Origin of the sequence: Streptomyces sp. NBC_00250 (assembly GCF_036192275.1) — a bacterium.
Lineage (GTDB): Bacteria > Actinomycetota > Actinomycetes > Streptomycetales > Streptomycetaceae > Streptomyces.
Window position 1 is genome coordinate 851,157 of record NZ_CP108088.1, and the last position, 21,564, is coordinate 872,720.

Annotated in this window: 18 protein-coding genes and 2 pseudogenes; 10 read left to right on the plus strand and 10 right to left on the minus strand. The window is 70.7% G+C overall.

Features of this window, described 5'->3' with window-relative positions; all coding sequences use genetic code 11:
- Positions 1-112 precede the first annotated feature (112 nt).
- Complete coding sequence (locus tag OG259_RS03630) at positions 113-3,139, plus strand: carbohydrate binding domain-containing protein (RefSeq protein ID WP_328940849.1); 3,027 nt, start codon at positions 113-115, stop codon at positions 3,137-3,139.
- Positions 3,140-3,180: 41 nt separating this feature from the next.
- Here the strand turns inward: OG259_RS03630 and OG259_RS03635 are convergent, their stop codons facing one another.
- Both OG259_RS03635 and OG259_RS03640 read right to left on the minus strand, forming a co-directional pair.
- Positions 3,181-3,747, minus strand: a complete 567-nt coding sequence (locus OG259_RS03635; RefSeq protein ID WP_443052113.1) for a TetR/AcrR family transcriptional regulator — start codon at positions 3,745-3,747, stop codon at positions 3,181-3,183.
- Between the two features lie 44 nt (positions 3,748-3,791).
- Entirely contained in the window at positions 3,792-4,154 is a 363-nt protein-coding gene (locus tag OG259_RS03640) for a DUF1304 domain-containing protein (RefSeq protein WP_328946985.1), read from the minus strand.
- A 225-nt stretch (positions 4,155-4,379) separates the two neighbouring features.
- On the opposite strand from OG259_RS03640, the gene OG259_RS03645 reads away from it, so the two are divergent.
- The 3 genes from OG259_RS03645 (at position 4,380) to OG259_RS03655 (ending at position 9,015) form a co-directional block, all read left to right on the plus strand.
- Positions 4,380-6,200 carry a S8 family peptidase gene (locus OG259_RS03645; protein ID WP_328940850.1) on the plus strand — a complete coding sequence of 607 codons (1,821 nt, stop codon included), beginning with the start codon at positions 4,380-4,382 and terminating at the stop codon, positions 6,198-6,200.
- A gap of 205 nt (positions 6,201-6,405) precedes the next feature.
- A complete protein-coding gene (locus OG259_RS03650) occupies positions 6,406-7,323 on the plus strand; it encodes an AurF N-oxygenase family protein (RefSeq protein ID WP_328940851.1) in 918 nt (305 codons plus the stop codon).
- A gap of 33 nt (positions 7,324-7,356) precedes the next feature.
- The gene (locus OG259_RS03655; RefSeq protein WP_328940852.1) at positions 7,357-9,015 is read left to right on the plus strand and encodes an FAD-dependent oxidoreductase; all 1,659 of its coding nucleotides are present in this window, start codon (positions 7,357-7,359) and stop codon (positions 9,013-9,015) included.
- Between the two features lie 99 nt (positions 9,016-9,114).
- On the opposite strand, the gene OG259_RS03660 is transcribed toward OG259_RS03655, so the two are convergent.
- Entirely contained in the window at positions 9,115-9,693 is a 579-nt protein-coding gene (locus OG259_RS03660) for a Type-2Aa cytolytic delta-endotoxin (RefSeq protein WP_328940853.1), read from the minus strand.
- A 117-nt stretch (positions 9,694-9,810) separates the two neighbouring features.
- The gene (locus OG259_RS03665; protein WP_328940854.1) at positions 9,811-10,629 is read right to left on the minus strand and encodes a LysR family substrate-binding domain-containing protein; all 819 of its coding nucleotides are present in this window, start codon (positions 10,627-10,629) and stop codon (positions 9,811-9,813) included.
- 64 nt (positions 10,630-10,693) lie between these two features.
- On the opposite strand from OG259_RS03665, the gene OG259_RS03670 reads away from it, so the two are divergent.
- The 3 genes from OG259_RS03670 (at position 10,694) to OG259_RS03680 (ending at position 13,006) form a co-directional block, all read left to right on the plus strand.
- Entirely contained in the window at positions 10,694-11,095 is a 402-nt protein-coding gene (locus tag OG259_RS03670; protein WP_328940855.1) for a DUF5997 family protein, read from the plus strand.
- 168 nt (positions 11,096-11,263) lie between these two features.
- A complete protein-coding gene (locus tag OG259_RS03675) occupies positions 11,264-12,205 on the plus strand; it encodes a universal stress protein (protein WP_328940856.1) in 942 nt (313 codons plus the stop codon).
- Between the two features lie 300 nt (positions 12,206-12,505).
- Positions 12,506-13,006, plus strand: a complete 501-nt coding sequence (locus OG259_RS03680) for a nucleotide triphosphate diphosphatase NUDT15 (RefSeq protein WP_328940857.1) — start codon at positions 12,506-12,508, stop codon at positions 13,004-13,006.
- A 13-nt stretch (positions 13,007-13,019) separates the two neighbouring features.
- Here the strand turns inward: OG259_RS03680 and OG259_RS03685 are convergent, their stop codons facing one another.
- Positions 13,020-13,688 carry a formylglycine-generating enzyme family protein gene (locus OG259_RS03685; RefSeq protein WP_328940858.1) on the minus strand — a complete coding sequence of 223 codons (669 nt, stop codon included), beginning with the start codon at positions 13,686-13,688 and terminating at the stop codon, positions 13,020-13,022.
- Between the two features lie 118 nt (positions 13,689-13,806).
- On the opposite strand from OG259_RS03685, the gene OG259_RS03690 reads away from it, so the two are divergent.
- On the plus strand, positions 13,807-14,607 hold the full coding sequence (locus tag OG259_RS03690; RefSeq protein WP_328940859.1) for a VOC family protein: 801 nt from the start codon (positions 13,807-13,809) through the stop codon (positions 14,605-14,607).
- A gap of 60 nt (positions 14,608-14,667) precedes the next feature.
- Here OG259_RS03690 and OG259_RS03695 read toward each other — a convergent pair whose 3' ends face one another.
- On the minus strand, positions 14,668-16,257 hold the full coding sequence (locus tag OG259_RS03695) for a hypothetical protein (protein WP_328940860.1): 1,590 nt from the start codon (positions 16,255-16,257) through the stop codon (positions 14,668-14,670).
- Between the two features lie 408 nt (positions 16,258-16,665).
- A complete protein-coding gene (locus tag OG259_RS03700; protein ID WP_328940861.1) occupies positions 16,666-17,469 on the minus strand; it encodes a tyrosine-type recombinase/integrase in 804 nt (267 codons plus the stop codon).
- Between the two features lie 88 nt (positions 17,470-17,557).
- Between OG259_RS03700 and OG259_RS03705 the strand changes: the two are divergent.
- Positions 17,558-17,716: pseudogene (locus tag OG259_RS03705) on the plus strand (transposase); the annotation flags it as partial.
- On the opposite strand, the pseudogene OG259_RS03710 reads toward OG259_RS03705, so the two are convergent.
- Positions 17,685-18,187: pseudogene (locus OG259_RS03710) on the minus strand (MFS transporter); the annotation flags it as partial. The pseudogenes OG259_RS03705 and OG259_RS03710 sit on opposite strands and share 32 nt — an antisense overlap.
- A gap of 155 nt (positions 18,188-18,342) precedes the next feature.
- Here OG259_RS03710 and OG259_RS03715 point away from each other — a divergent pair.
- The gene (locus OG259_RS03715) at positions 18,343-18,795 is read left to right on the plus strand and encodes an EF-hand domain-containing protein (RefSeq protein ID WP_328940862.1); all 453 of its coding nucleotides are present in this window, start codon (positions 18,343-18,345) and stop codon (positions 18,793-18,795) included.
- Between the two features lie 710 nt (positions 18,796-19,505).
- Here the strand turns inward: OG259_RS03715 and OG259_RS03720 are convergent.
- Positions 19,506-19,766, minus strand: coding sequence for a hypothetical protein (locus OG259_RS03720; RefSeq protein ID WP_328940863.1), 261 nt, complete (start codon positions 19,764-19,766; stop codon positions 19,506-19,508).
- A 267-nt stretch (positions 19,767-20,033) separates the two neighbouring features.
- Entirely contained in the window at positions 20,034-20,810 is a 777-nt protein-coding gene (locus tag OG259_RS03725; protein ID WP_328940864.1) for a glycine-rich domain-containing protein, read from the minus strand.
- Positions 20,811-21,564 lie beyond the last annotated feature (754 nt).

Consider the following 21,564-nt stretch of genomic DNA (forward strand, 5'->3'; position numbering starts at 1 on the left):
GCCACGCAAGATGTTTCTGCAAGTTTCCGAGAGCGTTTCCAAGAGGCTTCGATTCCCGTCCGCCCGGGGCAGAGGTCCACCCGGCGACGCACGGACCTGCCTGGAGATTCGGATGACACGCACCCGCGGACTGACACCCCCTCACAGACGGCTCCCCCTCCGGCCGTTGGCCGCCCTGGCGGTCGCCGCCGGCGTCCTCGGTCCGGTGACCGCACCGTCCGGCGGACCCTCTCCGGACGGCGACCCGCGCACCGCCCCGGTCGCGGCCACCGCCGAGACCACGGCGACGGTCTTCTACTGGACGAAGACGAAGAACTGGGCGCAGTACAACCTCCATTGGGCACCCGACGGAGGTTCCTGGACCACCGTCCCCGGCGTGGCCATGGAGGCCGCCTGTACCGACTGGGTGAAGAAGACCGTCACCCTCGGCACGGCGACCGGGCTCCAGGCCACCTTCAACAACGGCAGCGGGACCTGGGACAACAACGGCGGCAAGAACTACGCCCTGGGCACCGGCGCCATCACCGTCAAGGACGGGGTGATCGCCCACTCGGACCCCTGCGCCGGAACCGAACCCACGCCGACGCCGACCCCCACCGCGGGCGCCAAGGCCACCGTCTACTACTCGACCGAGGCCCTCGGCTGGTCGACCGCCAACATCCACTACCAGCCCGCGGGCGGCGCCTGGACCACCGTCCCCGGCGTCGGCATGCAGGCCGCCTGCACCGGCTGGTGGAAGCGGGAGGTCGACCTCGGGACGGCCACCTCGCTCAAGGCCGCCTTCAACAACGGCAACGGCACCTGGGACAACAACGGGGGCGCCGACTACGCCATCGGCGCGGGCGTCAGCACCGTACGGAACAACGCGGTGACGGCGAACGCGGCCGATCCGTGCGCCGCCGAAGTGCCCGACACCCAGGCCCCGACCGCCCCCACGAAGGTGACCGCCGCGGCGGACGGCGTCTCGGTGCTGCTCACCTGGGACCCCGCCACCGACGACAAGGGCGTGACGAAGTACCAGGTCACCCGCGTCGGTGGCAGCGGCGGGACGGTCGTCACGGACGTCGGCTCCACCGTGTTCTCCGACACGGGCCTCGCCGAGCGGACCGCGTACACCTACACGGTGAAGGCCGTGGACGCGGCGGGCAACGTCTCCGCCGCCTCGGCGCCCGCGACCGCCACCACCGGGGACAAGCCGGCGAACCCCGGCACCGGCAAGCCGCTCGGCACCGACCCGCGCAAGGACCCGATCTACTTCGTCCTGACCGCTCGCTTCTACGACGGCGACGCGTCGAACAACCGAGGCGGCAGCCAGCACACCAAGTCGGGCAACGCGGCCAACGACGACCCCATGTTCCGGGGCGACTTCAAGGGTCTCGTCCAGAAGCTCGACTACGTCAAGGGCCTCGGCTTCTCGGCGATCTGGGTGACCCCGGTGGTCCTGAACCGGTCCGACTACGACTACCACGGGTACCACGGCTACGACTTCTACAAGGTCGACCCGCGCCTGGAGTCGGCCGGCGCCTCCTACCAGGACCTGATCGACGCCGCCCACGCCAAGGGCATGAAGATCTACCAGGACGTCGTCTACAACCACTCCTCGCGCTGGGGCGCCAAGGGCCTGTTCACGCCCACCGTGTACGGCGTCCGGGACAGCCAGTGGAGCTGGTACTACGACGAGAAGCAGCCCGGCTTCGAGTACGACGGCCTGACGGTCGACGCCAAGTCCGGGAAGTCCTACTACAACGGCGACCTGTGGTCGACGGCCGAGCCGGCCGGCAACACCTGCCTCAACTGGGGCAAGCCCACCGGCGGCAAGAGCGCCGAGGGCTACACCGTCTACAACTGCCAGTGGCCGAGCCCGACGTCCGGGATGTTCCCGAAGGCGCTCTTCCACCAGTGCTGGATCGGCAACTGGGAGGGTGAGGACTCCCGTTCGTGCTGGCTGCACGAGGACCTCGCCGACTTCGACACCGAGAACCCGACCGTGCAGAACTACCTGATCGGCGCCTACGACAAGTACATCGACATGGGCGTCGACGGCTTCCGCGTGGACACGGCCGTGCACATCCCGCGCACCACCTGGAACCGCCGCTTCCTGCCCGCCATCCAGGAGCGGGTCACACAGAGCCACGGCGCCGAGGCCGCGAAGAACTTCTTCGTCTTCGGCGAGGTCGCGGCCTTCGTGAACGACAAGTGGAACCGCGGCTCGGTGAACCACTCGGCGCAGTTCTACACCTGGAAGGAGCGCAAGGAGTACGACGCCGACGACACCAAGGCCGCCCTGGAGATGTACGACTACGAGCAGCAGCAGGGCACCGGCAGCCAGCCCACCTCCACCAACGCCTTCCTGAACGGGAACAGCTACCACACCCCCGACCACAGCCGCTTCTCCGGCATGAACGTCATCGACATGCGCATGCACATGAACTTCGGTGACGCGTCGAACGCCTTCTACAACGGCAAGGACTCGGACGACAGTTACAACGACGCCACGTACAACGTCGTCTACGTCGACAGCCACGACTACGGCCCCAACAAGTCGAGCGAGCGGTACACCGGCGGCACCGACGCCTGGGCGGAGAACATGTCCCTGATGTGGACCTTCCGCGGCATCCCGACGCTGTACTACGGCTCCGAGATCGAGTTCCAGAAGGGGAAGAAGATCGACTGCGGGCCGTCCTGCCCGCTCGCCACGACCGGCCGCGCGTACTTCGGCGACCACGTCGCCGGCAGCGTCACGGCCTCCGACTTCTCCCAGGTCTCCTCGGCCTCCGGGGCGGTCGCGACCACGCTGCAACAGCCCCTGGTGAAGCACGTGCAGCGGCTCAACCAGATCCGCCGCGCCATCCCCGCGCTCCAGACGGGGCAGTACTCCACGGAGGGCATCTCGGGCGGCATGGCGTTCAAGCGCCGCTACACCAGCGGGAGTACGGACAGCTTCGCCCTGGTCACGATCACGGGCGGCGCCACGTACACGAGCATCCCGAACGGCACGTACACCGACGCGGTCACCGGCGACGTGAAGACCGTCACCAACGGCACGCTCTCGGTCGGCGCGCCGGGCAAGGGCAACCTTCGGGTGTACGTCCTGAACGGCCCCGGCAGGATCGGCGCCGCGGGCCCGTACCTGAAGTAGCCGGAACGCCTGCGTCGCGGGGTGGTACGGGCCTGCCCGTACTACCCCAACGGCGTGCGGTGCAGGGTGACGAGCAGGCGCCAGATCTGGTGGGCGATCCGGTCCGAGTCGCCCTCCACGAGGCCGTGCAGCCAGTCGGCGAGCACTCCGGCGAAGGTCGCGGCCACCGCCGAGGCGATCAGTTCCGGCTCGGGGGCCCCGGCCAGCCGGCGCTCGTGGAAGCTGCGGGCCCGCAGGTCCTCGTGGAGCACGAGACCGAGCGGTCCGCCACCGCCCGGGCGCAGCAGGGCGCGGTAGAGGCCCGCGTGCGGGGCGATCGCGGCGAGGAAGTCGAGCAGTGCGGGCGGCGGGGACGCCGGGTCGGGAGTGCCCCGCCAGGCGTGCAGGGCGTCCACCGCGTCCCGGACCACGTCGGCGCAGGCGTCGACCGCGAGGGCATCCAGGTCGCTGTAATGGACGTAGAAGGTGGCGCGGCCGACGCCGGCCCGGCGTACGAGCGTGGCGATGGTGACCTCGGCCAGCGGGCGCTCGGCGCACTCGTCGAAGAGTGCCTGGCGCAGTTTGCCGCGCGTCCTGGCCGCGCGGGGGTCGCCCGGCGTCGCGGCCACCGGCCCGGCCGCAGACCCGTTCACCGGCCCGTTCTTCGGTTCCCTCACCGGCTCCACAATACGGCGCCGAGGGCGAGCGCCCCGGGGAGCGCCTGGGCGACCAGGATGCGGCGGTTGGCGGTGGCTCCGCCGTACAGACCGGCGATGACGACACAGCCGAGGAAGAAGACCTGGACCCGGAAGCCGGTCGGGTCGTCGGCGATCAGGCCCCAGACGAGTCCGGCGGCCAGGAAGCCGTTGTAGAGGCCCTGGTTCGCGGCGAGCGGCGCGGTCGCGCGGGCCATGTCGGCGTCGAAGCCCGAGAGGCCGCGCCCCGGCTTCTTCTCCCAGAGGAACATCTCCAGAACCAGGATGTACGCGTGCAGGGCGGCCACCAGGCCCACCAGCACGTTCGCCGTCGTCTCCACCGTCGTCTCCTCCGCATTCATCCGCCCAGATTTCCTGGACGGGTGTCCAGGATACATGGACGGCTGTCCAGGAAATCCCCGCCCTCGGTCAACAGTGCGTAACGCGAACGGACTTCTCGTACGGAATGCTTCCCTCCGACTCACGACTCTGGGATCTTGCGTCCACCCCACACATCACACGGCCCGGCGGGCGCCACCCGCGCCACCGGGTCATCGGAGGACGCATTGTTTTCCCTCATATCCAGCCGGTTGAGATCGTCGGCGATAGCCGTCGCGGCGCTCGGTACGACCGTCGCGCTCGCCGCTCCCGCGGGATTCGCCCAGGCAGCACCGACCGACACGGCGCCCGTCGCGGCCCGTGCGGCGGGGGCGACGCACAGCACGACGACCACGGCGGCGGCTCCGGCCGCATGGGCCGCGGGCACCCGCGCGTACCTGGTGATCACGGCTCCCGGCGGCACCTCGGCGGTCAGCGGCGCGGTCGCGAGCAACGGCGGTTCGGTCTTCGCGACGTATGACGCGATCGGCGTGATCGTGGCGCACTCGACGTCCTCGTCGTTCGCCTCGGCGATGCGCACGGTCGGCGGCGTCCAGCAGGTCGGTGCGACCCGTACGTCCGACGTCCCCGCCGACGCCTACAACCCGGCGCTCCCGGCGAACCCCGCGCAGTCGGCCACCACGCTGACGGAGTCGAACCGCTGGGACATGACGCAGATCAAGGCCGAGCAGGCCTGGGCGGTCACCACCGGTTCGGCGACGGTGAAGGTCGGTGTCCTCGACACCGGCGTGGACGACCAGCACCAGGACATCGCGCCCAACTTCAACGCCGCCGACTCGGCCTCCTGCGCCTACGGCAAGGCGGACACGCGCGCGGGCGCCTGGCGTGACGTCGGCACCCACGGCACGCACGTCGCGGGCACGATCGCGGCCGCCAAGAACGGCAAGGGCGTCATCGGCGTCGCGCCGGGCGTGAAGATCTCCTCCGTCCGCATCGCGGAGCCGACCAGCAGCCTGTTCTTCGCGGAGAACACCGTCTGCGGCTTCATGTGGGCCGGTGACCACGGCTTCAAGGTCACCAACAACAGCTACTACACGGACCCGTGGCAGTTCAACTGCCCGGACAACGTGGACCAGGCCGCCATCATCGAGGGTGTCCGCCGGGCACAGGTGTACGCCGAGGGCAAGGGTTCGCTCCAGGTGGCCGCCGCCGGCAACTCCAACTACGACCTGGCGAACAAGACGACCGACTCCGAGAGCCCCAACGACTCGACCCCGGTCACCCGCACCATCACCAACGCCTGCATCGACATCCCGACCGAGCTGCCGGGCGTCGTGACGGTCGCCGCGCAGGCCAGCGGCGGCGCGAAGGCCTCGTACTCGAACTTCGGCAACGGCGTCGTCGACATCGCCGCGCCGGGCGGTGACGGCTCCACCCAGGTGTACTCGACGCTGCCGGGCGGCAAGTACGGCAACATGAGCGGCACCTCGATGGCCTCCCCGCACGTCACCGGCGTCGCCGCGCTGATCGCGAGCACCAACCCGACGTTCACCCCGGCGCAGATCCGGGACCAGCTGGGCGTCCAGGCCACGGACAGGGCCTGCCCCTCGGACACCCGCTGCAAGGGCACCGCGACCAAGAACGGCTTCTTCGGTGAGGGCGCGGTCGACGCCCTGAAGGCCGTCGGCGGCAGCACCCCGCCGCCCGGCGCGTACTTCGAGAACCTCACCGACGTCGCGATCGCGGACAACGCCACGGTGGAGAGCTCGATCACGGTCAGCGGCGTGACGGGCAACGCCCCGGCCACCCTCAAGGTGGGCGTGGACGTCAAGCACACCTACATCGGTGACCTGAAGGTCGATCTGGTGGCCCCGGACGGCACCGTGTACACGGTCCACAACCGGTCCGGCAGCGGCACGGACGACATCGTCCAGACGTTCACGGTCAACGCCTCGGCGGAGGTCGCGAACGGGGTCTGGAAGCTCCGCGTGAACGACAACGCGAGCCAGGACACGGGCAAGATCGACGCCTGGAACCTGACCTTCTGACGCTGAGGCGACGCCTTCACGCGACCCTGTGACGGGGCCGGAGCCGACTGGGCTCCGGCCCCGTTCGCGTGCCCGCGGGAAGAAGTCCGTACCGAGGGGTAGGCCTGCCCCGGACCCTTGCTATACGTTCCGTCTAACAAGCTTGCTAGACGTGATGTCTAATAAGCGTCCGAGCCGCCGATCGCGCGATCCAAGGAGCCGCACCATGGCCAGCAGCACCGTTCGCCCGGACCACGAGGACCAGGACGTCACCGAGTCGGACGTCGCCGAGCGGCTGCTCCGGTCGGCGGCGAAGCTGTCGTACGACCCCGCCGTCGAGGTCGACTGGGACACCCCCCTCGACAAGGACTTCCACGGCCAGAGTCCCGAGTGGAACTCCCTCTACGGCACCGCGTACTGGAACGAGATGACCGAGGAGCAGCGCAAGGAGCTGACCCGGCAGGAGACCGCCTCGGTGGCCAGCACCGGCATCTGGTTCGAGATGATCCTCCAGCAGATGGTGCTCCGCGACATCTACCGCATGGACCACACCGATCCCCGGTTCCAGTGGGCCCTCACCGAGATCGCCGACGAGTGCCGGCACTCCATCATGTTCGCCCGGGGCTCCCAGAAGCTCGGCGCCCCCGCGTACCGGCCGAAGCGGGCCGTGCTGGAGCTCGGCCGCTTCATGAAGACCGTCGGCTTCGGCGAAGCCGCGTACGCCGGCATCCTCGTCGCCGAGGAGGTCCTCGACGTCATGCAGCGCGACTGGATGCGCGACGAGCGGGTCGTCCCCTTCGTCCGCACCATCAGCAACATCCACGTCGTGGAGGAGTCCCGGCACATGAAGTTCGCCCGGGACGAGACGCGCCGCAACCTCGCACGCGCGAGCAGGGCCCGCCGTCACTTCCAGGCCCTCGTGGTCGCCATCGCCGCGTACTACATCATCACCAGCCTGGTGAACCCCGAGGTGTACGTGCGGGCCGGACTCGACCCCGAGCGCGCCCGCCGCGAGGCGGCCGCCAACGAGCACTACAAGGCGCAGCTGCGCGCCAGTTGCTCCGGACTGATGGAGTTCCTGGCCGACGTCGGGATGCTGACCCGGCCCGCGCTCTTCTTCTACCAGCGCGCCCACCTCGTCTGACCCCTCCGAGCCGAGCAGAGCAGAGCCGACGACATGACCTACGCGATCACCCAGACCTGCTGCAACGACGCCACCTGCGTCGCCGTCTGCCCGGTCAACTGCATCCATCCGACGCCCGAGGAGCCGGACTTCGGCACCACGGAGATGCTGTACATCGACCCCAAGGCCTGCATCGACTGCGGCGCCTGCGCCGACGCCTGCCCCGTCGACGCGGTCTTCCCGGCGGACCGGCTCACCGGACGGCTGCGGGAGTACGAGGCGATCAACGCGGAGTACTACGCGGACCGCACCCCCGCGCCGACGCTCGCCTCGCCCAACTTCCACAACTGGAGCGAACCCTCGTTCCGCCGCTCCCTGCCCGCCGACTTCGCCCCGCTGCGGATCGCGGTCGTCGGCACGGGACCCGCCGGCATGTACGCCGCCGAGGACCTGCTCCTGCACACCAACGCCGAGGTCACCCTGGTCGACCGGCTGCCGGTGGCCGGCGGACTCCTCCGGTACGGCGTGGCACCGGACCACCCCGCGACGAAGGGCGCCGGGGACACCTTCGCGCGCTTCCACAGCCATCCCCGGGTCCGGATGCGGCTGGGCGTGGAGATCGGCAAGGACGTCACCGTCGAGGAGCTCGCCGCGCACCACGACGCGGTGGTCTACGCGGTGGGCGCGCCCTCCGACCGCCGACTGGGCATCCCCGGCGAGGAGTTGCCCGGCAGCGTCTCGGCGACCTCCGTCGTGTCCTGGTACAACGCGCATCCCGAGACCGACGCGGACGCCGTCCCGCTCTCCGCCGAGCGGGTCGTCGTGGTCGGCAACGGCAACGTCGCCCTCGACGTCGCCCGCGTCCTCGTCACGGACCCCGACGCCCTCGCCGGAACGGACATCGCCGACCACGCCCTCGCCGCCCTGCGCGGCACCCGGGTCCGCGAGGTGGTGCTGCTCGGCCGCCGGGGCCCCGAGGACGCGGCGTACACGACATCCGAACTCCTCGCCCTCAAGCACCTGCCCGGCGTCGACCTGGTCGTCGACGACCGGGACCCACGCACCGGCGCCGCCGTGGACGCGGCGGCGGACGGGGAGAAGGCCGCGCTGCTCCGGGACGTGGCACGGGAGACGGTGGACTGGACGCGGGCTCCCGCACCGGACCGGCGCCGGATCGTGCTGCGGTTCCACTCGGCCCCGGTCGAGGCCGTCGGCACCGGCTCCGTCCGCGCGGTCCGGGTGACCGAGGACGGATCGCCGTGCGGTACGGAGATCGAGGCGGGACTCCTCGTCCGGGCGATCGGCTACCGGGGCGTCCCGCTGCCGGGTCTGCCCTTCGACGAGGCGACGGGCACGGTGCCGCACGAGGCCGGGCGGGTGGCCGGGCTGCCCGGGGGCTATGTCGTCGGCTGGATCAAGCGCGGACCGTCCGGGGGCATCGGGGCCAACCGGGCCTGTGCGGAGGAGACGGTCGGGACGCTGCTCGCGGACGCGGTCTCCGGGGCCCTGCCGACGCCGACGGGCACGGCGCAGGACTTCCGCCGACTGGCGCGGAGCCGCAGCCGGCATCTCGTCGACGCGCGCGGTCTCGCGGCCATCGACCGGACCGAGCGGGCCAGGGGGCAGGAGGCGGGGCGTCCCCGGGTCAAGCTCGCCACGGTGCCTGAGCTCGTCGCGGCGGCGCGGGGCGGCCGCTGGCGCCTCAAAGCCTGAAGGACTGAAGGACTTGAAGGACTGAAGGGACCGAACGGAATCGGGGAGACGGGGGTCCGGCCCGGGACGGCGGGCCGGCGGGCACGGCGACGTGGGACGTCAGGCCGCGAGGCCCAGGGCCTGGCGGACCACGATCGCGTTGAGCCGCACCGCGAACGGCACGACGTCCGTCAGCTCCAGGGCGACGGCCTCCGCCTTCGGCAGCTCGACGGTCACGTCGATGCAGAAGGCCAGGGCGTACATGTGCTCCCCGGTCTCCTCGTCCTGGAGGGCGAAGAACAGGTCCCGGTAGAAACGGGTCCGCTCCCCCGACTCCTCGTAGAAGGAGAGACCGGGCTGCCCCTCCTGCGCGGCGAGACCGGTGAAGGCCTGGACGAGCTCCCGCTCGACGGTGGCCCAGAATCCGGCCTCCGCGCACTCCGGCGGAAGCGCCTGCCGGACGGCCTCCTTGAGGGAGAGGACCATGACCAGGACGGGGGCGTACTCCTGGAGCCCCCAGCCCCGCACCATCTTCACCACGGTGCTGTCCGGAACGGCCGCGGCGGCCTCCCGTATCGCCTCGAAGTCGAAGTTGACGGTCGCCGGGGCGATCGCCTCCTGGAACCTCCGGTCGATGGACCGGGCCTGCGCGAGGTGGTCCGCTCCCACCTCGACGACGGTCCTGAAACTGGCGGCCAAAGCTCCTCCTGTGTGATCTCGATGATCAGGAGGGGTCAGTATGCCGAGCGGCCGTCCGTCCGGGGGAGCGGCGTCCGCCGTACGGACGGGGAACGGCTCACGACCGCTCGGGGCGGCTCAGGACCTCTTGCGGGGCTTTCCGCCCGTGCGACCCCGGCCGGAGCCACCGGCGCCGCCGGACTTGCGGGCCGTGGGCTTGCCCGTCGTACGCGAACCGGCACCCGGCTTCCCGGACCCGCCCGGCTTCGCCGGCTTCTGGCCGCGCTTCTGGTCCTTCGCCTGCTTCTGGCCCTTCTGGGCCTCGGCGCGCCGGCCCCGGGTGCTGTTCACCGTGCGGCCGCGCACGATCCCGATGAACTCCTCCACCAGGTCGGGGGCCTCGTCGGCGGCCGGCCACGACAGGGCCACCCGCGACTGCGGGACGTCCGTCAGCGTCCGGTAGGTGAGGTCCTTGCGGTGGTGCAGCCGCGCGAGGGACTGCGGCACGGCGAGCACGCCGACGCCCGCCGCGACCAGCTCGATCGCGTCGGCCGTCGTCTCGGGGCGCTCGTTCGCCGCGCGGCCCGGCAGCCGCTCCCAGCCGAGGGTGTCGTCGAGCGGGTGCAGGACGAGTTCCTCGGCGAGGTCCTCGGCCGACACCTCCTCGGCCGCCGCGAGCAGGTGGTCCTTGGGGATGACGACGACGGTCGTCTCCGTGTAGAGCGGGATGGCGCTCAGGTCGTCCTTGTCGACGGGCAGCCGCACCAGGCCCGCGTCGGCCGCGCCCTCCCGGAGCGCGCCGAAGGCCTCGGCGGGCGTCACGGCGAGCAGCGTCAGGGGCACGTCGGGCAGGCGCTCGTTCCAGACCCGCACCCACTTCGAGGGTGTCACTCCGGGGACGTACGCGAGCCGGAACGGAGGGGAGGTAAGCGAGGGGGAAGCGTCCGAGCCTGTCACCCCGCCAGGTTACCGGTAGCTGCCGTGGTCGGAACTCGCCCGCACGCTCGATACCCTTGACCTCATGACGTCGCACCAGAGCACCCAGACGATGAAGCCCGCCACCGCGGCGAAGAAGCTGGGTGTGTACCTCGAGGCCACCCCCGCAGAGTTCCAGGAGGGTGTCGTCTCGCGCACCGAGCTGAACGATCTCCAGGCCAACCCGCCCGAGTGGCTCCAGGAGCTCCGGAAGAACGGTCCGCACCCCCGCCCGGTGGTCGCGCAGCGGCTCGGTATCTCCATCGCCGGTCTCGCGCGCGGTGGCATCACCGACCCGCTCACCACCGAGCAGATCGAGGCGCTCCGGCAGGAGCTGCCGGAGTGGCTGCAGAAGGAGCGCGCCACCCAGGCGGAGGTCCGCAAGGAGACCGTCCGCATCAAGGAGCGCGACGCGGAGCGTGCCGCGCGCCGCGACCAGGGCGCCTGATCGCTTTCACCGCCGGACCGGTCCTGATGGTTTCGCCATCGGACCGGTCCGGTGTCGTTTCGCCGTCGATCCTGTGCCGTGTCGCTTCCCGGGTCGCTTGCCCACGGGGCCGGTCGTGACGGGTCCTGACCGGTGTGGCGCGCGCCCGGGCGCGGGAGTCATTCCCTCATGAGTGATACGAACACCGCGTCCGAGCCGCCGGTCGTCGTCGGCGTGGACGGGTCCGAGCACAGTCTCCGGGCCCTGGAGTGGGCCGTGAGCGCCGCCGAGCACCTGGGAGCGCCGCTGGTCGTGGCCCACGTTCGCTCCGACGCCCTCCAGCTCGGCGCCGCCCGTATCGCCTCTCTGGGGCCGTCGCCGGAGATTCCCGACTCGGTCGTGACGGCCGTGCGGACGGTGGTCGAGGAGCGCGGACACCGGATTCCCACGCGGTACGAGTCCCTCGACGGGTCGGTGACCGACGCCCTGCCGGCGGCGGCCCGGGGCGCACGGCTCCTGGTGACCGGTTCCCGCGGGCGCGGCGGCTTCGCCAGTCTGCTGCTCGGCTCGACCAGCCGGACTCTCGCCGCGACCTCGCCCTGTCCGCTCGTCGTCGTCCCGCACGAGGCACGCGCGGCGGCTCTGGAGGGCGGGGCGGAGGCCGGCCGGGTGCTGCTCGGCCTGCACCCGGAGGAGACTCCGGACGAGGTGGTGACCTTCGCGTTCGAGGCGGCGCACCACCGGGGCGTGCCGCTGGAGGCCGTGACGGCGTTCCGGCTGCCTCCCCAGCCGAGCAGCCTCGTCGTCGCCCCGGCCCCGGCGCTGCAAGTCCCTCCGCCGATGCCTCTCGCGGACACCGCGGAGGAGTTCGTACAGGAGGCGGAGCGGGAGCAGGAGGAACGGCTGCGGCCGTTCGTCGCGCGCTGGCCGGGGGTCGAGCTCGTCCCGACGGTGGTGCCCGCGGACGCGGCGGGCCTGCTGGTGGAGGGCTCGCGGGATGCCGGGCTGCTGGTCGTGGGCCGTCACCACCGGCACCGCTTCGGCTCGCTGCTCATCGGTTCGGTCGCCCATGCGGTGCTGCACCACGCGCACTGCCCGGTCGCCGTGATCCCGCCCGTACCCCGGGACTGACGGAAGACCCGGGCGGACGAGCCGGCCCCGGGCATGACAGTCCCCGGCGGTCCGGGTCGGTTCGCGCGGTCATCGGCCGTCGCCGACGGCTCCGTGCCCGACCGGCCCCGCCGGGGGCCTGGCCAGAGCCGATGCAAGGGTCACGCGGGCCTTCGGACGTCTCCGTCGGCGGGTGCGGCTCTCTCCGGTTGTCCGGTGTAAAGACGAGTTTCCTCCTTTTCACGCCCGATTCAAGGGGGTATGGGCATTTGTTACGCGGGGCTTTGTGGCGCGGGGAAGGCTGCTGGTAGAAGGGGAGTCATGACCGCCGCCGAAGGGGCCGCCGCCGCCCAGCGCAATGTCCAGCCGCCGCCCGCCCAGGCCTCTCTCGGCGCGGGGGTCGTGGTGACCGACGAGGCCGGCCGGGTGCTCCTCGGGCTGCATCGCTCCGGGGTGTGGGAGCTGCCGGGCGGGAAGGTCGAGCCCGGTGAGTCCGTGGAGGAAGCGGCGGTCCGTGAGCTGGCCGAGGAGACGACGCTCGTCGCGGACGCCGCCGACGTGGAGGTCATCGGGCTGATCCTGGACTCGGTCGCCTCCGCCCTGATGACCCGGATGACCGCCGCCACGGCGGTACGGGGCTTCCGGGGCGTGCCCGCCGTGGCCGAGCCGGACAAGATCGAGCGCTGGGAGTGGACGGAGCCCGACCGTCTGCCGGAGGCGCTGTTCCTGCCCTCCGCCCAGGTGCTGCGGATGTGGCGGCCGGAGCTGCCCCTGCCCGACGGCCCCTTCCACCGCTACACCCTGGGTCGGCTGCCGGGCTGACCCTCCGGGTCGCTCAGCCCGGGAGGGTGCGGGCGAGGCGGAAGCCCACGTCGTCGATGCGCAGGGTGGGGTGGCTGCGACGGCGGACCGAGGCGCGGCAGCTCCAGTGCTCGTCGAACCAGCCGCCGCCGCGCAGCACCCGGTAGCTGCCGTAGACCTCCGAGTCGTACAGGTCCCAGCACCACTCCCAGACGTTGCCCAGCATGTCGTGGAGGCCCCAGGCATTGGGGCGGCGTTCGCCGGCTTCGTGGAGGCGCTCGCCGGAGTTGCCGCGGTGCCAGGCGATCTCGTCGAGCGGGCCGTAGCGCGCCTCCGTGGTGCCGGAGCGGCAGGCGTGTTCCCATTCGGCCTCGGTGGGCAGGCGGTATCCGTCGGCGGTCCTGTCCCACTCCGGCGCGTCCTGCGCGTCGCGGTACGCCGGGCTCAGCCCCTCGCGGAGGGAGAGGGCGTTGCAGAAGCGGACCGCGTCCTGCCAGGACACCCCTTCCACGGGCAGCCGGTCGCCCCGTGCGGTGCTCGGCCGCTCGCCCGTGACCCGCTCGTACAGCTCCTGTGTGACCGGGACGGCGCTCAGGCCGTACGGGCCGACGTCGACCGTCCAGCTGCGCTCGGTGCGCCGGTCCGACAGCGTGACCCGCCCCGCGGGTACCTCGATCATCGCGTTGTCCCCCTGTGTCCCCATGACCGGATGATCGCAGCATCCCCGAGCGGTCGCGACGTGTCACCGAGCGGGCCACGGCGAGCGTGGCTAGCGTGGCTCACAGGAACACGTCATCGAATCGGAAGTGGGAGTCACCGTCATGGCCGCACGACCTGAAGGCACGCCGGTCTGGACCGACGCGATGTTCACCGACGTCGAGGGCGCCAAGACGTTCTACGGCGACGTGCTCGGCTGGACCTTCGGCGAGTCCTCCTCGGAATTCGGCAACTACACGCAGGCGTACAAGGGCGGCAAGGCGGTGGCGGCCGTCGTGCCACCGATGCCGGGGCAGGACGGCGAACCGCAGTCGGCCTGGTGTCTGTACTTCGCCTCGCCCGACGTCGCCGCCACGGCGGAGAAGATCCGGAGCGCGGGCGGGACCGTCTTGATGGAGCCGATGCAAGTCGGCGACTTCGGGTCGATGTGCATCGCGCAGGATCCGTCGGGTGCCACGTTCGGCATCTGGCAGGGGGGTCAGCACGAGGGCTTCGAGCTGGAGGGCGAGAGCGGCTCGTTCGCCTGGGCCGAGGTCTTCACCCGGGAGCCGGAGAAGGCCGACAAGTTCTACACCGACGTCTTCGGCTACAACTCGAAGAAGATGAAGGACGAGCACATGGACTACCGGGTCTTCGACCTCGGTGGTGACCAGCCGGTGCTCGGACGGATGGTGATGACGGCGGAGGACTTCCCGCCGGAGATCCCGTCGTACATCCAGCTGTACTTCGCCGTCGACAACTGCGACAAGGCCGTCGAGGCGGCCGAACGTCTCAACGGGCGGAAGGTGTTCGGGCCGATGGACAGCCCGTTCGGCCGTTTCGCGGCGATCGTGGACCCGCAGGGGGCCGCCTTCGCCGTGATCGACATGAAGACCACCGTCGGCGCGATGCCCGAGATGGAGTGAGCGGTACGGGAGACCGCCCCGGGACGCGCGTCCCGGGGCGGTTCCGTGCGTCCGGGCGGCTCAGGCGGTGTCGCGGACGGCGACGATGCCGTTGAAGACGCCGACGTACGCGGTGCCGTCGGGGCCGAGGGTGATCGGGGCCCAGTTGTTGTCGTACGCGAGGCCGGTGCCGGTGAAGCGGCTGAAGGCCCGCTTGCCGGTGCGGAAGTCGACGGCCGTGAGGTACCAGGCGTCGATGCCCCAGGCGTTGGGGCGCTTCTCGTAGAAGTAGAGCAGCCCGTTGGCGGTGGACAGCTTCGGGACGGTCGAGGGGGAACGGACGTCGCTCTCCCACACGGTGTCGCAGCCGCTGCCGTCGGCGCGGACGTCGATCCGGGTCGCGCCGCCGACGACGCTCCGGCCGAGGGTGAGCGTACTCGGGTTCTCGTAGCCGTAGTTGTTCTCGACGACGAGGCTGTTGCCCCAGCTGATCAGGGAGTTGTCGGTGGTCGACGCTCCCGAGCCGAAGACCGGCACCTTGCAGACGAGGCGCTCGGACGCGGGGACGTCGGCGCCCCTGCGGTAGACGAGTACGTTCATGCGGTCGTCGGCGTTGTCGGTGATGGCCACGTACTCGTCGCGGGTGCCGAAGAGGTCGGGGGTGGTGCCCGAACCCTGGTTCACCGAACCGGGCTTGGTGCCGGTCCCCCGGTCGTACGTCTCGCGCCAGCGCACGCGCGGGACGCCGTCCGCGTCGGACTCGAAGCCGTACAGGGCGTGGTCGGTGACGAGGGAGACTCCGTCCTCCGCGACGGAGAAGGAGTTCTGGATCTCCTCCCCTTCGAGCCGGATCGCGCGCAACGCGCCCGTGGCGGGGTCGACGGTGCCCACGCGGCCGAGGCGGGTGACCCACCAGATGCGGCCGTCCCAGTCCGGCATGACGGAGGTGACGGGGTCGCAGACTCCGCTGGGGAAGAGGTTCGTCCAGGTGACGCAGTCGTGGGGAACGAGGGAGGTGAGGTCCCAGTCGTTCTGGACGACGAACTCCCAGGCACCGTCGGCCTTCTGACGGTGCGCGATGCGCTGGATGTGCTGCCGGGAGTCGGCGAGGACGACCCGGTCCTGGTCGTCGAGGTAGAAGTAGGCGCCGCCGGAGGTGTCCTTGAAGATCTTCTCGAAGTCGAGGCGGGTGATGGCCTCGACGGTCGAGGACCGCTGCGGCAGCTTGTACTCGGCGAGGGTGTCCAGGGTGCGCGGGTCGAGCAGCTTCAGCAGGAAGCCGTTGAAGGTGCCGCACACGGTGACGAGCCGGCCGCCGGAGTCGAAGGTGACGGTGGCGCACTCCCCGCCGACGGGAGCGATCTTCTCGCTGTCGACGCGCGGTGCGCGACCGAGCGGCCCGGGGTAGGGGTGGGTGCCGCTGCCCGCACCGTCGGCGTGCATGCCGCTGCGCCCGTTGGGGGCCAGGTACGGATGCTGGGCGGTGCCCTCGCCGGGCACGGGCTGTGCGGTGGCGGGGGCGCCCTCGTAGTGCTCCACGAGGCGGTGTCCGAGGCCGAGGGGGATCTCCTCGGCCTGGGCGACGGGGGCGGCGCCCACCAGGACGGTGACGGCGAGCGCTATGAGCGCGAGCGCGCGGCCTCGCCTTCGGGGCGGGTGATGCGTGGTCAAGGCGGCTCCTCGGGGTCCGTGCGTCAGTCGCGCCGGCGGCCGACGCTAGGCCCGAGTGCGTGAGATGTACATGGCACCGCTCTGCGTTTCACGGGCAGTTCAGGATGCTGAAACGATCAAGGTCTGAGGCTGGAGAACTCGTCGAAATGCGGCGCCCCGGAGCCCTGGGGAGAATCTGGGGAGAATGCGCGACCCTGTGCAGCGAACGGCTGACTGCCCGGCCTGCGACTCCGCTCCCCTGCACGGCCAGACAGAAGCCGAACTGCTACTGCGGCCGTCACTCAGAGTGCTGGCCGGGCTGGCATGCGGCTGCTCGATGTCACGCAGCCCGTACAACGAGAACGGGTCGCACAGTGTCTGCCGTGCCACCCGTTCTCTCAGGTGAGGGTGAGGACTTCTGGGGTTCGTTCAGGCACCACGCCGAGCAGTGCGTCGACCACAGCGCGCCCCCTTTCCACCGACCTCGGGCATGAAGTGAGCATAGTGGTCAAGGGTGATGGTCGGGCTGGAGTGGCCCAGCCATCGGGCGAGGGTGACGACGGATTCCCCGGCCTCGAGGATGATCGAGGCGTAGGTGTGGCGGAGTACGCGGAAGCCGTCCTTGCGGGACGCCTTCCAGCGTTGCCCGGGCTCCCGCATGGGGATGACGCCCGCCTTCGCAAGGGCGGGCTTCCAGGCATGGTCGTTGAAGTCGTTGGACCGGAGGGCATTACCGTGTGGAGTGGCCAGAAGGAGAGGGAAGGCCCGCTTCTCCCGCTCGGGCTCCGGACCACCCCAGGGCAGCTCGACTTCGACAGCCGGGTACTCATCGTGGGGTGAGAGCCCAAAGGCTTCGCCTTGACGAAGCCCGCACCCCAGGGCGACAACGACTGCGATCCGGTAACGCGGGTTGATGATGTCCCGGACCCGCAGGGCGGTCTCCAGCGGCCATGCCTCGCGCTCTTCTGCTGGCACCTTTGGCCAGCGCACCGACTTGGCACGCATGGGATTGCGAGCAAGCCGCTTGTCGTCGATCGCTGTCTCGAAGATGTTCGAAAGCAGCATGAGAACTTTCCGGGCGGAACGGGGAGCGCATTCCTCTTCGAGGGTCGCGACGTACCCCCGAAGCACGGTCGCGGAGACGTCCCTCAGCGCGACCTCGCCAAGGTGGGGAAGGACGTGAAGACGCACAGCTTGATCGACACGCCTGACGGTGCCCGGCGCGCCCCGCACGCCCTTTCTCCAGTGGTGGGTGACGTAGTCGGCGAGAGTGATGGAACCATCGCGAGGGTCGGCAAACTCGCCCCGTTCACTGTCGGTGCGGGCCCGGCGCAGCCACGCCTCAGCATCCTCCAAGGAGCTGTACAAGCAACGCAACGTCGTCGAGCGCTGCTTCAACCGCTTCAAGCAATGGCGCGGCCTCGCCACCAGGTACGACAAGGCAGCCGTCACCCTCGCAGCACTGCGCATGTGGGCATGACCCCTTTGACGACGCTGCCTAGCGCGCGGGAGCGAGCCGAGGTGCCGAGGGCGACGAGCGCGGCAGCCGCTCCGATCCCGGTGAGCACGCCGAAGAGCTGGGGTGTGCCGCCGAGGGGTGGGGCGAGGAAGGCGGCGGCGAAGGGGCGAGGGCGGAGGCGGTCATGGCGGGTGCGCTGAGGATGCCGGAGAAGCGTCCGTAGTGGGTGGTCCCCCAGCGGTCGGTGATGGCTGCGGCCTGGAGGATGGTGAGGTTGCCGCGGACGACGCCCTCGACGACGGACACCGCGATCAGCAGCCCGAAGGGCCCGGGGACGATGGCGAAGGCGACGGTGGTCAGGGCGCCGAGGACGATGAGGACGACGGTGCGGGTGGTGGTGCCCGTGTGGCGGGCGAGGGTCGTGGAGAGGGTGCGGCCGAGGCTCTGGCCGGCGCCTCCGAGGCCCAGGGCCCACGCGGCCTGGCTGGTGGTGCGCCACGGAAAGTTTGCTGCCCCCAGGGCAGGGCGATCCTCACCGCTCACCACCTGGCTCTCTGCGTTGTGCGATCACGGAGACCAACGGTCTGTCACCCTGGGTGTCGGTATGGTCACAGGCGTGCCACGACAACACGGGAAGGCGGCCACACATGGCACAGGACCAGGGCAAGATGCTGCGGGACCGGTTCGACGAACTCAACACGGACGGCACCGGTGTCAGCCAGAAAGACGTTCGCGCTCTTCTCGTGGACCAGGGCGGGTGGAAGGCGGCTGATGTCGACGTGACCCTGCGCGAAGCCACCGGTGGCACCGACGCACGGATCGACACCAACACCTTCCGCAGCATCGTTCGAGTGGATCTGGCGACGCCGACGGAGCAGAGCAAGCGGATGCTGGACGCGTTCAAGGCCCTCGACACCGACGACACCGGATTCATCACGGAGGCTGAGCTCCGCCAACTCCTTCTGAACTGGGGCGACTCACTGACCTCACCGGAGGTTGAGGAGCTCATGAAGGAGGTCACCGTGGACAGCGAGGGACGGGTCAGCTACGACTCGTACGTCGCCGCGATCGTCACCGGCTACCCCCTGGCCTCTGCATAACGGCCGAACCCGCGCACCTGGCCGAGCCGGCGCCCCTGCTGTGGTCGGCGGGGGCGCTGCTTTGTCCTGCGGCGACCGAAGCGGTCTGACGATCCGTTCCGCGTTGGCAGGTGCCCTCGCCGCTGCGAAGATCACCGCCGGACACTAGATACCAGCAACCGTGCTGCACTCGATGGCGAGCTGACGTCGCCAGGTCGGAACCTGCACAGTCAGCGTCACGAACATGTCTGCGACGCATCATCACAGGTCAGCGGCGTCACGAACACTGACCTACGCGGAGGAGCCGACGAAGCAGCCCAGTGGATTGACAACCACACGGGGCCTCCCGGCGGCGCCCAGTACAAACTCTGCAAGATCTGCCGGCCTCCGGCCCCCCAGCGCTAGCTGGCCCTGCTGGCAGGTTCAACCGGGCGAGGCTGGTGACCGGTCCTTCTCCGCGCGGGCCCGGCGCAGCGCGGCAGCCTCGGCGGCCGCGGCCGAACGGCGGCGCTGGGCACGGGCCTGCTCAATCGGGGCCGGCACATCGTCCGGTACGTCAGGCTCGGGGAAGGCACGGCGGGTCAGTGTGCAGCGCGGCGATCTGCCGCTCCACCGCCCGGGCGGTGGCCGGGTCCACACGGGACGGCGACGTGGCCTGGCGGTGCGCCTCGAGCGCGCGGTGGTAGCCGGCCCACGGAGCAGGGCGCGGCGTCGACACGGCGGGTGCGGACTCAGGCGAGGCCGGGTCGGCGGCCGCCGTGACGGGGCTGGCCTTCCCCGGGGCGGGCGGCAGGACGTGCAGGGTACGCACCCGCCGTGTCGGGCACCTGCCCGTGGGCCGCCGCGATCAGCTTCGGCGCGATCCAGCGCACCTTCGTGCCGTGAAGATCGTGGGGCCAGGTTCTCTGAAGGTTCTTCTGCGGGAACTCGGGGTGTCCCCGCAGGTTGTTGGCGGGTGGGTCGTTGCGTTCGCCGGCGTCCGTGTCGGGCACCGGGTTGATGTCACTGGGCCAAAAGCGTTCATCCGGCCTGGCGCAGGGCGGCAGCGGCGGTCGGCACCGGCCGTCCGGCCCACTCCGCGCGGGCCGGACGGAGTACCTACACCTACGGCCAGGCGCGCAGCACGAGTGCGTACCAGCAGGGCTGGCGGTCAAGAAGCTGATCCAGGACCAGATCAACAGGGCCTCGGGCCTGGCCTACGGCCCACGCGGCGGCGATGGTCACCGGCTCGATGCCAACGAGACGGGCAACGGGACGTGTCAGTAGGTCAGGACGACACAACCGTTCGCGCCGGGGAGGCTTTCGGTGTGCTGGTGGGCAAGACCGTTTACGGAGCCCGATCCGCCCGATCCGCCGCTGCCCGCACCGGCTCCGCAACTGTTGGGCGGAACGGCCCCGGGTGCACCGCCGGTGCCTCCCGCTCGGGTATCAGCGTTCGCTGCGGCGCCTGCCTGGCCCGTGTAAAGGTTGGCGAAGCTGCCGACGCACCAGCTCATTCCGCGATCGCCTCCCGCGCCTCCGGTGCCGGGAAAGGCGTTCGCGCTGTGGTGCCCGCCGGCACCGCCCTGCGCACCGGCGCCGCCGGCTGTGTCGTTGACCGTGACGGCCGAGTTCCCACTGGATGCGCCGTCTCGGTCCAGGCCACTGGCCGGCCCGCCGGAGCCGCCCGCGGCGACGGTGATGGTGATCCTGTCGCCGGGCTTGACGGGCAGGAAACAGGAGGAATTCGCTCCCCCGCCTCCGCCACCGCCGCCTGGCTGGGCCGTGCCGTCCCCGAACGCGGGGCCGGATCCAACGCCGCCGCCCCCGCCGCCCCCACCAGTCAGGCTCACCGCGATATAGGTCACGTCGCTCGGCACCGTGACGGTGTAGCTTCCCGGCGTGCTGTAGGTCCGCGTCTCAAGGGCGTGGGCGGGAGCGGCGGTGGCCAGGGACTGCAGTGCCCCGGCCATCACCATGAGACCCACGACCCCCGCTCGCGTACGGCAGATGGAACGAGGGCAGGACCGGCGACGCGCGCCGGGGATGGTGACCATATGCAGTAGGTCTCCTTGCGTATCCGTCCTGTCAGTCGAGGCCACACCGTAGGGCTTCAGGGCTCGGCCGGACGGCGTTGAAGGACCGGTTCACCCGTACGAGCTCCCAGCGGGGGTACCCCTATGTGTTCGGTCAAGGTCGAAGGTCAGCAGGTTGGTCTGGTCGAGGGCGGGCCGAGCCGGGCTGGCTCGGCGCCAGACGACACTTCAAAGCCCTCACCGGCCTCGTCCCCATGGGCGCCCGCTTCCACAACCCCACGACCGGATGCTTCCTGTCCACCGACCCTGTCCACGGCGGTGGAGACAACCGTTGCCGCCTCCGCTACCTGGTCGGCTGGCCCTTCGACGCCGGGCACCGCCCGGTCCGCCAGCCTCATGTCGCCCACAACACCGCGCGCGGCCGCAGGGGGCACCACCGTACGGCGCCCCGGCGCTGTTCATCGGCGCGGCGGAGGAGACGATGAAGGTGATGGCTCCCCTGGACGACCACGCCTTGAACCCCGCTTCTGCGATCCCCTGATGGCCTACACCCTGAACGTGGCGGGCCTGACGGCCTGACGCACACAGGGCAGCGTCCAGCCCCCTGATGGTGATCACGAAGTTCTCGGCGGCGAGACCGCATCCCGAACCGCCATGCCATCGGATGACACGGCTCGGCCAGACGAGTGACAGCGGCCGTCGCAAGCCGCTGCCGGCGGAACCGGTGTTCCAAGATCAGTCCGCCGCCGTCTCCGGCGGCGGCTGCTCTCCACCG